The sequence below is a fragment of the Neptunicella plasticusilytica genome (assembly GCF_047922965.1).
In the GTDB taxonomy this organism is placed as follows: Bacteria; Pseudomonadota; Gammaproteobacteria; order Enterobacterales; family Alteromonadaceae; genus Neptunicella; species Neptunicella plasticusilytica.
This window is the reverse complement of record NZ_CP150481.1, coordinates 3232867-3245867: the sequence shown is the minus strand read 5'-3', so window position 1 is coordinate 3245867 and position 13001 is coordinate 3232867. Positions and strand designations below refer to the sequence as shown.

Annotated in this window: 11 protein-coding genes; 5 read left to right on the top strand and 6 right to left on the bottom strand. The window is 43.4% G+C overall.

Annotation, left to right across the window (positions count from 1 at the left end):
* The first annotated feature begins 144 nt into the window (after window positions 1–144).
* From V1467_RS14570 to galU, 5 genes are all read left to right on the top strand, one after another.
* A complete protein-coding gene (locus tag V1467_RS14570; RefSeq protein WP_416305699.1) occupies window positions 145–1749 on the top strand; it encodes a glycosyltransferase family 2 protein in 1605 nt (534 codons plus the stop codon).
* A gap of 178 nt (window positions 1750–1927) precedes the next feature.
* The gene (locus V1467_RS14565; RefSeq protein WP_416305698.1) at window positions 1928–2812 is read left to right on the top strand and encodes a glycosyltransferase; all 885 of its coding nucleotides are present in this window, start codon (window positions 1928–1930) and stop codon (window positions 2810–2812) included.
* On the top strand, window positions 2809–3690 hold the full coding sequence (locus tag V1467_RS14560) for a glycosyltransferase family 2 protein (protein ID WP_416305697.1): 882 nt from the start codon (window positions 2809–2811) through the stop codon (window positions 3688–3690). The genes V1467_RS14565 and V1467_RS14560 overlap by 4 nt, the downstream gene beginning before the upstream one ends.
* A 176-nt stretch (window positions 3691–3866) precedes the next feature.
* Window positions 3867–5213, top strand: a complete 1347-nt coding sequence (locus tag V1467_RS14555; protein ID WP_416305696.1) for a UDP-glucose dehydrogenase family protein — start codon at window positions 3867–3869, stop codon at window positions 5211–5213.
* Complete coding sequence (gene galU / locus V1467_RS14550) at window positions 5210–6103, top strand: UTP--glucose-1-phosphate uridylyltransferase GalU (protein WP_416305695.1); 894 nt, start codon at window positions 5210–5212, stop codon at window positions 6101–6103. Before V1467_RS14555 ends, galU begins: the two co-directional genes overlap by 4 nt.
* A 31-nt stretch (window positions 6104–6134) precedes the next feature.
* On the opposite strand, the gene V1467_RS14545 is transcribed toward galU, so the two are convergent.
* From V1467_RS14545 to V1467_RS14520, 6 genes are all read right to left on the bottom strand, one after another.
* Complete coding sequence (locus tag V1467_RS14545; protein ID WP_416305694.1) at window positions 6135–6434, bottom strand: ComEA family DNA-binding protein; 300 nt, start codon at window positions 6432–6434, stop codon at window positions 6135–6137.
* A gap of 217 nt (window positions 6435–6651) precedes the next feature.
* Complete coding sequence (locus tag V1467_RS14540) at window positions 6652–7659, bottom strand: isocitrate dehydrogenase (protein WP_416305693.1); 1008 nt, start codon at window positions 7657–7659, stop codon at window positions 6652–6654.
* A gap of 72 nt (window positions 7660–7731) precedes the next feature.
* The gene (locus V1467_RS14535) at window positions 7732–9507 is read right to left on the bottom strand and encodes a hypothetical protein (protein ID WP_416305692.1); all 1776 of its coding nucleotides are present in this window, start codon (window positions 9505–9507) and stop codon (window positions 7732–7734) included.
* 56 nt (window positions 9508–9563) lie between these two features.
* Window positions 9564–9938 (bottom strand): DUF3192 domain-containing protein, encoded by a 375-nt coding sequence (locus tag V1467_RS14530; RefSeq protein ID WP_416305691.1) that lies wholly within the window; start codon window positions 9936–9938, stop codon window positions 9564–9566.
* A 101-nt stretch (window positions 9939–10039) separates the two neighbouring features.
* Window positions 10040–11401 (bottom strand): nucleotide 5'-monophosphate nucleosidase PpnN, encoded by a 1362-nt coding sequence (gene ppnN, locus V1467_RS14525; protein ID WP_416305690.1) that lies wholly within the window; start codon window positions 11399–11401, stop codon window positions 10040–10042.
* An 8-nt stretch (window positions 11402–11409) separates the two neighbouring features.
* The gene (locus V1467_RS14520; RefSeq protein ID WP_416305689.1) at window positions 11410–12969 is read right to left on the bottom strand and encodes a GGDEF domain-containing protein; all 1560 of its coding nucleotides are present in this window, start codon (window positions 12967–12969) and stop codon (window positions 11410–11412) included.
* Window positions 12970–13001: the final 32 nt, after the last annotated feature.

Below are 13001 nucleotides of genomic sequence, written 5' to 3'. Positions count from 1 at the left end.
GTATAAATTAACATGAAGCTGTATGGTACTTATGCCTTAAAGGTTACTGTTCGACTAATGCCCAGATTTATACGCAACTACGTCAAGCGCTACCCTAAGTTGTCAGTGTGGTACAGACGACAGCTAACTGATAACGGTTTATTGATGAATGATTGTTTTTACTCCAGCCATCTATACCGTAAAAATATTGCCGTGCAACAGAATAAATTTGCATTAATGTCAGCCGGTCAACAAAACATGCAGATATATTTGACCGTTCTGTGTTATCAATTTGAATTGGATGACTTACATAGAACCATCCAAAGTGTTAGCCAGTTGAATGAACAATTTGATCAAGTTTTTTTGCTGTGTCCTGAAGATATTTTTGACCAAATTCAATTGTATCTCAAATCCGTTTTTAAACAGGATAAATCTGTAATTGTTACAACTAGTTTGACTCGAATGAATCAGAAGTCATCTTTTGTTATTTTTTCTGGGGAGGCTTTACACGCAAATACAGTGAAAGTCTTGAGATCTGAGATAAATGAAAACAGTGACATAGTGTATGTTGATACAGACAATCTAGATGCTAATCAGCAACGATGTTTTCCTGAATTTTATCCTGACTGGAACCCTGATTTACAAATTAGCACCGGCTATATCAATACTGGAGTCTGGCTTAAAAATGTCAATGATTTTGCGAACTTGCTGGGAACAAGATTTGGACCTGCAGCGCTTATGGAGTGGCTAACCGAAGCTTATCTTACACAGAGAAACTATGTCATTCAGCATATTGCTTATGTATTGGTACATAGAAACCAAAAAACTAAGTCAATTTTTAACGATGTCTCCCCCTCCTTTTTTGGTATGTTACGCCAATTTGGTAACGCCAGTTTTGTTAAACCGCAAGAAGTCATCAAGCTTGCCTGGTATGTTACTGTTCCCCCTTTAGTCAGTTTGATTATCCCGACTAAAAATGCCAAGTCATTAGTAAAGGCCTGTATAGAATCCATACTATTTCGGAGCAATTATGCAAACTTTGAAATACTGCTAGTTGACAATAATTCTGATGATCCAGATTGCATTGGTTACTTTAATCAATTGGCGGAACATCCAAAAGTTAGATTGTTACATTTCCCTGAACCTTTTAATTATTCCGCAATTAATAATTTTGCTGTTCAACATGCAAATGGTGAAATTATTGGTCTTATCAACAACGATATTGAAGTTATTGAACCTGACTGGCTCAATTATATGGTAGGACATGTTGTGAGACGAGATATAGGTTGTGTCGGAGCTAAGTTATTGTTCAGCAATAATAAAATTCAGCACGCTGGTGTTGTGCTCGGTTATGGTGGAGGGGCAGGACATGCACACAAGTTTTTTAACCATGATCAAGCTGGTTATTTAAATCGTCTTATTGCCTCTCATAACTATAGCGCTGTTACCGCTGCTTGTTTGTTAGTTAAGAAAGCGGATTATTTGGTAGTGGGAGGATTGAATGAAACTGACTTAACAGTGGCATTCAATGATGTGGATTTTTGCTTAAAGGTGATGGAAAGCGGAAAACGAAACTTATTCTGTGCTGAAGCTCTTTTATATCACCATGAGTCTATTTCTCGAGGGCTTGAAGATACTCCTGAAAAAGTTAGAAGATTCGAAAGAGAAGTTAACTACTTGAAAGAAAAATGGGATAAGTATATTCAGCATGATCCTGCGTACAATCCCAACCTTACTTTAAATGCGGAAAATTTCAGTATAAGAAAATAAATCTGGTTGATAAATAAGCTGCGATTGATAAGTCAAATTGGAAACAGCGAATTCAGCTAATATATAGGGGATTTTAAAAGTTAAATCTGTTACCTTACCGCGTTAATTTTATGTAGATACAACATTCATTGTCCTCCGCAATATTTGCTGTGATTTAATCTTGAGAGCAAGTAATAATTTGACTAATCATTTTACAGTTGGTGAATTTTGCCAGCAACTTCATTTTGATTCAGTAGTTGGTATGGCTGTTTACATCGGCGATCGACTTAACTGGGTTCAACAGGCTCTTGAAAGTGTGTTGGGGCAAACATATAGAGACTTTTTATTTGTTGTCGTGCTTGATGGAGCAGTGGCACCTGAAATTAAAGCGTATCTCAACAAAGCAAGGTTGAATGACAAAAGAGTTGTACTGGTAGAAGGGAGTCAGAATGCTGGGTTGAGCAGCTGTATGAATTTTGTTATTGATTGGACAGCCCAGTTCTCCCCTAAGTATTTTTTTAGAATGGACGCGGATGATGTGTCTTGCCCTAGCCGTTTTGAAACTCAAATAAATTTTTTAGAGAATAACCCTGATATATCAGTTCTAGGTAGTGCGTTGGATGAGATTAATGAGGTTGGGAAAAAAGTTGGAAAACGGAAACTACCTTTATCTCACAATGAAATAATTAAATTTCTACCAAAGCGTTGTTCATTGAATCATCCAACTGTCGTTATAAGATGTGAAGTCTTTAAGGCTGGCCATCGATACTTGAATACGTTGGAAAACACGCAAGACTACTACTTGTGGGCAGAGCTCGCTGCAGCTGGATATAAATTTACTAATCTGAGTGACAAATTGTTACAGTTTAGGCGAGTCAATAACTTCTATAAACGACGAGGACTAAGTAAATCAATTAATGAATTTAAAGCCCGTATATATACTATGAAATTATTGCATCGATTTACCTTTGGCAATGTTGTTTATGCTAGCGCTGTATTGTTATTAAGATTGATGCCATCAAAAGTTGTCAAAATTGCTTATACTGTCGACAGATATTTGTTGGAGAAGATTGTAAAACATTGAAAGTTGGAGCTGTTGTTGTTCTATATAATCCTGAGGTTTATTTAGCCCAGGTACTCATCGACTCTGTTGCCAGGCAGGTGGATGTGTTGTGCGTAATTGATAACTCCCAACAACCGTCAATATTGAATCTTGAAAAGAGCAATCTAAACTACCACCACTTTAGTCTCAATATTGGTATTGCTGCTGCACAAAACGTTGGTTTGCGGGACCTTAAACTGGCTGATTGTGATCAAGCCTTATTATTGGATCAGGATAGCGATATAACTGACAATTTTGTACATAGTCTTTCTACTCAATTAATCGCGACACAGAGAAAAGCAAACACTCTGGTGGCGATTGGCCCGAGAATTGTTTGTTCATTCTCGGATAAAGTCGTCAAACCCCGGGTTCAAAAAGAGATAGCAGTATTTGATGATATTGTATGCGTTAGCCAAATTATCTCGTCTGGTATGATGATTGATTTACACAGGTTGGAGGAAATAGGTTTAAAGGACGAAAGCCTGTTCATCGATGGAGTTGATCATGAGTGGTGTTGGAGAGCGAGACAGAAAGATATGTCTGTTGCTATCGCGCACAACGTTCAAATGGTACATAAACTTGGTGACTCAAGGAGTAAGTTTGCTGGGATAACTTATAAAGTCGGGTCTCCCATTCGTTTATATTACCAATTCAGAAATATACTCATCTTAACTAGACGTGCCTACGTTCCAAGATATTGGAAGACCAGAAATTTACTGGTGTTACCAATTCGTTTTTTGGCAAATTCAATATTGCAAAATAGCAAAAGAGAGAGATTAAACTATATGCTTAAAGGACTTTGGGATGGTCTTTTAAATAAGGATGGTTCCTATCAGAGTAACTGGTATTCAGATAAATAAAACTACAATCCAAGTTATTCATTAAATATTCGGCTCATCTTTAAGATTATTGTATTGACTGTGAAATGTTAATCTCCCGATCACCTTTTCAAATTCTTATTTTTCATCATGGCACATAAATTGTAATATCCACTCAGTTAAAATTTTATGCCTGCTTTTAATTAAAGGAACACAATATGAAAGTAACCGTATTTGGGATCGGCTATGTGGGTTTGGTGCAAGGTGCCGTTTTAGCTGAAGTGGGGCATGATGTGGTCTGTGTCGATGTGGATCAGGCCAAAGTGGATAACCTGGAGAAGGGAGTTATCCCTATTTATGAACCAGGACTGGAGCCGATGGTTAAGTCCAATTTTGACGCTGGGCGTCTGCGTTTTACCACGGACGCAAAATCGGGTGTCGAACATGGTGATGTTATTTTTATCGCGGTAGGCACGCCGCCGGATGAAGACGGATCAGCTGATTTAAAATATGTGCTGGCGGTAGCCAAAACCATTGCCGAGCATATGCAAAAGCGTAAGGTTGTAGTGACTAAGTCAACAGTACCGGTAGGTACTTCCGATAAAGTCAGGGCTGCACTAAGCCAAACCTTGCAGCAACAGAACAAATCCACAGCATTCGATGTGGTATCCAATCCGGAATTTCTTAAAGAGGGGGCGGCGGTAAACGACTGTATGCGTCCTGATCGTATCATTTTGGGTACGGATTCAGAGCATGCCGAGAAATTGCTGCGTCAGTTATATGCGCCATTTAATCGCAATCATGACAAAGTGATTGTGATGGATATCCGTAGCGCAGAGCTGACCAAGTACGCAGCCAACTGTATGCTAGCGACCAAAATCAGTTTTATGAACGAGATGGCCAATCTGGCCGAAAAATTCGGCGCTGATATTGAAAACGTGCGTAAAGGTATCGGTTCTGATCCGCGTATCGGTTATCAGTTTATCTATCCGGGCTGTGGCTATGGAGGGTCCTGTTTCCCTAAAGATGTGCAGGCGCTTATTCGCAGTGCAAACGGAGTTGGATACCAGGCTAAGATTCTCGAAGCGGTGGAAAACGTTAACTACGATCAGAAAGAAAAATTATTTGAATATATTATGCGACACTTCGAAGGCAACATTGCCGGTAAAAGGGTGGCGCTATGGGGGCTGTCCTTTAAGCCTAATACCGATGATATGCGCGAGGCGTCCAGCCGTGTGTTGATGGAGCGTCTGTGGGCGGCAGGTGCGTCTGTGCAGGCCTATGATCCAGAGGCGATGGAAGAAACTCAGCGTATTTATGGCTCGCGTCAGGATTTGTCGTTAGTCGGTACAAAAGAGGCGGCACTGAACAATGCTGACTGTCTGGTGATCTGTACTGAATGGCAGACGTTCAGAGTGCCTGATTTTGATTTGATTAAGGACAAGCTCAGCCAGCCGGTTATCTTTGACGGACGTAATCTTTATGATGTCAATGAAATGCTGGAACGTGGCTTGCATTACTATGCGATTGGTCGAGGAAAGTCTTTAGAAGGAAAAGTATTATGAGTCAAATCAGGAAAGCGGTTATTCCCGTTGCAGGTCTGGGAACCCGGATGCTGCCAGCTACCAAGGCTATTCCCAAAGAAATGCTACCGGTAGTGGATAAACCTCTTATTCAATACGTGGTTAGCGAATGCGTCGCGGCAGGAATCAAAGAAATCATTTTGGTGACTCATGCCAGTAAGAACAGTATTGAAAACCATTTTGATACCAGTTTTGAGTTGGAAACTACGCTGGAATCACGGGTTAAACGCCAGCTGCTGGAAGAAGTGCAGAGTATTTGTCCCAAGGACGTCACCATTATGCACGTCCGCCAAGGGGTAGCAAAGGGCTTGGGACATGCAATTTTGTGTGCTCATCCCATGGTTGGAGACGAGCCCTTTGCAGTGGTATTGCCGGATGTGATTATTGATGATGTCGCCTGTAATCCGAAAAAGGACAATATGGCAGAAATGGTCGCGCGCTTTAATACCAATCGCGTCAGCCAGATAATGGTTGAGCAGGTGCCGGATGAAGAAGTGAGCAAATACGGTATTGTGGATCTGGACGGGATATCACTTAAACCTGGTGAGTCCGGCAAAATTCACGATATGGTCGAAAAGCCTGCATTGGATGAGGCGCCGTCCAATCTTTCAGTGGTAGGCCGCTATGTGTTATCCAGTAAAACTTGGGCGTTACTGGAACAGACACAACCCGGAGCGGGTGGCGAAATTCAGTTAACCGATGCTATTGCAGCTCTGATGAAAGTGGAGCAAGTTGACGCCTATTACATGAAAGGTAAAAGCCATGATTGTGGTAGCAAACTAGGTTATATGAAAGCTAACGTGGAATATGCGATACGTCACCCGGAACTGGGTGCAGAGTTTAAACAGTACTTGTCGGAAATTCTCAACTAACAAGTGAAGGGAGCCAAACGGCTCCCTTTATTTAAAGCTCAACTTTTCCTTCCAGAGAGTTGGCTACTGTCTCACCAATTCCATCAATTTTCGCCAGATCTTTAGCTGACCCGAATTTACCGTGCTTCTCCCGGTATTCGACTATAGCCTTGGCTTTGGATTTTCCAATGCCAGGTAACTTGGTCAGCTCTTTTTCTGTTGCGGTGTTTAAGTTGATTTGCTGGGTCTGCATTTGTTCTTTCTTCGGCATTTTTACATCATCAACAGCCAAAGTGTTCAATGAAGTCAAACTTGCCAGACCTAATAACAGTGGGATAATGATCTTCTTCATCCTGAATCTCCGTTAATCAAATATAAAATCCTGTTTTTACTGAAAGTCTCTGCTCAGCAAAATTAATACTAGTCAATGATGGCTATGCTGCAACATTTTGGTCATCAAAACGTCATCTTGCACAGGGCTGGCCAATAGTTTTGTGAACAACAGGCCATAAAAAAGCACCCGTAGGTGCTTTTAACTATTTGATTAATAAAAACTTATACTGAATAGTTTATAATCGTTCCAGCATCGCTGCAGTAAAGTCGGTGGTGCCGTGTTCTCCGCCCAAATCGCGCGTGGTGCGGTCACCAGATTCAATCACATCTTTTAATGCTGAACGTATTTTCTCGGCCTTGTCACCCATTTCAAGATATTCCAGCATCTGGATAGACGCCAAAATAACCGATGTCGGGTTAGCCAGGTTTTTACCGGCAATGTCGGGAGCTGAGCCGTGTACTGCTTCAAAAATGGCGCAATCAGCACCAATATTGGCACCAGGAGCCATGCCTAGGCCGCCTACCAGTCCAGCACACAGGTCGGACAAAATATCTCCAAACAGGTTGGTGGTCACGATGACGTCAAATTGGTGCGGATTCATCACCAGCTGCATACAACAGTTATCTACAATCATTTCAGTCGATTCGATATCCGGGTAACGTTCTGCCACTTCACGTGCCACTTTGAGAAACAAACCAGAGGTTGACTTGAGAATATTGGCCTTGTGTACTGCAGTGACTTTTTTACGTCCTTCACGGCGCGCCAGTTCATAAGCAAAAGTAACAATGCGTTCGGCACCTTCACGGGTAATTTTGCTCATGGCCTGCGCTTCGGAGCCATCTTCAGATACCACTTGCCCCAGGCCGCTGTACATACCTTCGGTGTTTTCACGTACGGTAATAATATCAATATCTTCGTAACGAGCTTGCGTGCCTTTAAAAGATAATACCGGACGTACATTGGAATAAAGTTTGAACTGTTTACGCAAGCTGACGTTGATTGAGGTGAAGCCTTCACCGACAGGTGTGGTCAGTGGACCCTTGAGGCTAACCTTGTTTTTGGCAATCAGATCGAGCGTGTTCTGCGGCAGTAATTCACCTTCGCTTTCCAGTGCTGTCAGCCCTGCATCGGCATAATCATAAGCAAAGTTACAGCCTACTTTGTCCAGGATCTGAATGGCTGAATCGATAATGCTGGGGCCTATTCCGTCACCGCGAATAACGGTAATGCGCTGTTGTGTCATGAAGAGATTCCTTACTTGAGCAGTTGCTTTGCTCATTATGTTAAGCAGAATTTTAAGGGGCGTTTTATAGCATTAAACGCCTATTTTTACCAGCGGCATATAGGGTTTCGTTTGCTCTACAGCGGCTATTATCGCGCTGCCCAACTTATGTTCACTCAGATTTAAAATGGCGATTGCCAGCTCATATTCCTGCAACGATTCTTCCGTCATCGCGCTGGATTGTTTGAAGTATAGACGTTGCGCCAAAATTAGACTGAGTCCGAGCAGTGCCGACAACTGACGGGTTAGGACCGGACGTTTTTTGCCCTGTACAACGAGTCGCCCACAGTATCGAATGGCATCGATTTTCATACTGTCTAACCGCCAGAACTGGGCCAGCTTGATGGCGTGTTCCAGCACAAGTTCATCTTGTTCAATGTCGAATATTGCACAAATATCCATAGTGGGAGACGGATTAATATCAAGTATCGGGGTGCTGCGCAACTGGGGATGGGTAAAGAGTCCGGCGCTGGCAAAACTGGCCATGCAAACGGATTCTTCTGGCAGAATAGATAACGGACTTAGCTGGGCTAACTGTCCGGCCATGGCACTGCGTAAGCTACAAAACTGGACTAATATTTCCGAACAGGGAAACCGTTGCTGCTCAAGCCTGATGGTAAGTGCTTGCTGACATAATATGCTGTAAGTACGCTCGAAGCCCTGCATAAGCAGAGCCTGCTTTACGTTAGTCATGGTCAGCTTTTGACGAGATTTCAGGCTAGCCTGTTGCTGGATGTAATCGGCCAAGCTGCGCTCACTGCTAATCAGTCGGGCCAGAGTATTGGTATCAGGTTCGGGTAAGCCGAGCTGTTCCTGTACGTCGGTCAGCGTTGGAGGAGGAATATCTAGCCTGAAATAAATGGGATGGATGCGATAATGCTGGGGCTTGTCCCGGTTACGATGCCACTCCTGCCAGACTTTATCCCACCACTGTGCTAAATATCCGCCAAGATCTCGTACTCCGCGGTTTGACAAACTCGCTGCAATGTCCTGTTGCTGAACAAGCTCAATTCGAGTTGTTGCGCCTCCGTCGATGCTGGCTATTTTGACCAATAATCCTTTGGCAGACGTGGATAGCACTTTTGCCGTTTCACCAGAGTGTAGTTTTACCCTTGACCCTGGAGGATATAAGCCAGTGACTTGTATAATTAGCTCAATATGTTGGCAAGCCGCGGCTGGCAAGGTGCGGGCGAATATAGACAAAGCGCTGGCAAAACGGATGGTGCGACGTTTTTTGCCGGGAGTAATTTGCAGACTCAGTTGACTCGCCAAGGTGGTAATTTGCAATGCGATGGAACGGTTCGTGAGACGGGAAATGTCGTTTAGCTGGGTTAATGATAACCATGATATCTGCCAGCACTCTGCCCATAGTGGATGTTTATCTTTTAGTTGACGGGGTAATGTGGGACGAGCTGTTAGCGCTTGTTGAACATTCTGATCGACATCGCCTTGCTGAGACCAATTCTGGATGGCTTTCAGGCGATGAGAATGCAATGTCAATGTGGCACATAATAGTTGCGTAGTGGGAGTTTCGTGCCAACGATGGCGCAGACAGAGTAAAGTGCTGACAATGCAACTATTGAATATATAACGATAAACAAAAGGCATGTTACTGAGCGGTGTGTGCAGCAGGCTGATAAATATAACCGGATCAGACTTTGCCAATTGTACAAAGGCTTTAGCCAGTAATGTCGTTTGTTCAATATGTTTTGCGGTCAGCGGCTGATTACTGATGTGTTGCTGGAATAACACAAACTGCTCAGCCAATGAAGCAAAGGACTGATAGAGATTAATTTTTTCATCAGTCACTTAGCCCACCTTTGGCAATTGTCTGCAAGTTTGACCTACGTAGAATAGTTGCCTGATCAGTTATTAAGATACTGTGCGTAGGTATCATTACCCCAGGCAATTAACTGATTGTTTTCAAACAACAACGGCACGCATTCATCCTGGGTGGTTATGCCGTCGGATTTTTTGCGTTCGGTGCGGTAGAACATAACCTGCAAGGTTCTATCCGTGATTTTTTTCGCTTCGCTAATATCCGGTGAGCCCATCAATTCGATAATACTTTCTTTGGTCATACCTGCTTCAAGCTGACTGATTTGTACCTTGTTGTATTGTTCGCGGTCTTGCCAATCCATATTGTCCGGATCGCCTTTGTAAAAGGTGACAACCAATAGTGCAAACAATATATAGATGGCAACGCCCAACCCGACGAGTTTTACGATTTTGCTATTCATTTATTTGTTTTCCATCATCTCTGACTTGTTTAACATTTTACGCTTGTCCCGGCAAAATTGTATGAGATTGAACACTGTTTTTGAAGGATTGAGCTTATCTGTTATCTCACTACTTCGTAGCAGGGGCGATACTCTGACCCAGGTAATTTCATCCTCTGCTGTTCAACAAAAGACTTAAGCAACGTGTCCAGTAAAGCCATTATTTTTGGATCACCATTGATTTTGTATAATCCGTGCTGGCGAATTTCCTGAATGCCCTCGGCTTTTACATTACCTGCCACAATCACCGAAAATGCACGTCTTAACGCCGCCGCCAGAGCCGGTTTAGGTTGATCATAGTGCAGATTAAGACTGGCAACATTGGCATGGGTTGGTGCGAAGGGTTGCTGAAACTCCGGATCAATTTTTAATGACCAGTTGTAATGATAGGAATCCCCGGTATCCAAACGGTATTGTTTGACTTTTTTCTGCTGGGCCTTGAGCGTTCTGGCGACTTTGGCCGGATCGCCCACAATGATGGTATACAGACTCTGTGCTTCTTCACCCAGCGTCGCGCCTACAAAAGCATGGATTGATTCGAAGTAGGCCTCGCTTTGCTTGGGGCCGGTCAAGATTATAGGCAAACATTGTTCACGGTTTTTTTCGTGCAACATAATGCCCAGTAAATATAACAATTCTTCCGCGGTACCGGCGCCACCCGGAAAAACCACAATGGCGTGGGACAGGCGCACAAAGGCTTCCAGCCGTTTTTCGATATCCGGCATAATAACCAGTTCGTTGACGATGGCGTTGGGTGGCTCAGCGGCGATAATACCCGGCTCGGTTATACCCAGGTAACGCCCCTGAGTATAACGTTGTTTGGCGTGTCCTATGGTAGCCCCTTTCATTGGGCCTTTCATTGCACCCGGCCCACAACCCGTACAGATATTCATTTCGCGCAATCCCAATTGATAACCCACTTCTTTGGTATATTGATACTCAGTATCACCAATCGAATGGCCACCCCAGCAAATCACCATATTGGGTTCAATATCAGGTTTAATCACTTCAGCGTTTCTGAGAATATCAAATACGATATGAGTGATCTGGGCCGGCTCGGTGGTTTGGCTAAATCCGTTATTGGCATATTTGGCCGCCATATGCACAATGTCACGGATAACCGCAAATAAATGCTCGTGCACGCCTTTGATCAATTTGCCATCGACAAAAGCAATCTCAGGCGGATTAATCAAACCGACCTTGATACCCCTTTCGCGCTGCAATATTTCGATGTCAAAACTGCTATAGGCGGAAAACATTTGTTCGAAATCATCCATTTCCGCACCACTGTTTAACACCGCGAGGCAGCAATTGCGGACTAACAGATACAGTTCATTGGTGGTGGATTGTTTTAGATGATCAACTTCATATTGGGATAACAGGCTCATTGGCCCGATAGGATTCAACTGTATTTTATGAGTCATCGTTTTCCTTATACAATAATGCAGCGGTTGCGGCCTTGGGCTTTGGCTTGATAGAGCGCTTTATCAGCGCGTTCAAAGGCGTTGGCAACAGTATCTTTGGCTTGCAATTGAGTGGCACCGATAGAAATACTGATACTGACATTCTGGTTTTTAAACTTGAATGGAATTCGCTCTATATGCTGTCTAATGACTTCCAGCGGTTTGCTTAACTGTGAGGCGGAAGTTTGTGGAAAAATCAGCACAAATTCTTCGCCGCCCCACCGCGCAAGGAAATCTGTGGTCCTCAAACTGCTTTGAATTTTTTGCGCAATCACCCTTAACGTCTTATCACCGGCGGTATGCCCATAGTTATCGTTAATACTCTTGAAAAAGTCGATATCAGCCAGCGCAATACATAAGTCATGCCCATAGCGTTGCCAGCGACTGAATTCCAAATCAATACGCTCCATATAGGCGGTTCGATTCGGTACTTGTGTCAGCGGGTCGGTATGACTGTGGAATTTTTGCTCCACCAGCCGGTGTTTATAATTGGCTGCCTGTTCTTCCAACACCGCTATCTGGCTTTGCATCGCATTGAGAAGTTTGATCAGGCTGAGTTGTTCCTGTTTATCTGCCTGCTCATTATTCTGGATGGAGTCGGACAATTTTTGCAGATAAGAACTGGCTTGCTCTTTGAGATGCTCAAGATCGGTTGCCTGACTGACGACTTCGGTCATATCAACCAGCTGCTCTTTCAATTTTTGGTGAGTAGCCTGCTTGGTATCCATACAGGCGGTTGTTTCTTCAATAGACAGGTCGATTTTCTGATTCAGCTCAACCAGAGTCTTATGCATGTCGGAAATAAAGCGTTCGGCGTAATTGCGCTCGGTGATCACATCTTTCAGGATGGAGCGGATAATCAGTAAACAGCATTTCAGCAGTTCCTGATGGCTGATCCCTTCAATCAGCATTTGGCGGATTTGCTTCAGTTCCGGATCATTTTTATCGCTGGCTGCCAGTTGGCTAACCAACTGTTCCAGCTCGTCGCAAATACTCTGATGCAACCTATCGGTCTTTTCGATGTTTTGATTGACATTGGCATCGCTACTGCGTTGCCCGGGAGTATTTTCTAACGCTTTCTGGTAGAGCAATAAAGCCCGCTCGAAATGGGGCAATGAGTTAAATATGGTGGTTTCAGTTTCATGCAACTGGGACAGCAGCAGCACTGCTTCCTGTTTTACGCTGTCACTGATATCTTGTTTAGTTTGCAGGCTTTTCACTGAATTATGCAGCAAACTGGTTATTTTATTGCTTTGTAATTTAAACAGATCAGCATCACGCACTAGCAGCTTGGTAATTTTATTAATACTGTTTTCTGCCAGTGCAAAATTGGAACGCCCCCCCAGATGTCCCCGAAGTACCTGGAACTCTTCGTCCAGCTCGCTATTGGCGTTGGCATAAAAACGTGACACCCGAATAATAAACTGTCCAAGCAGATCGATTTGGTGCTTGAAACTGCGTACCATTTTGGCCTGACTTTGTTTTAGGTTCTCCAGTTCTTTATTAAGTGTTGCCGTCTGTTTCTGCATATCTGGTTGGGCCACCGGGTTGATGAAATACC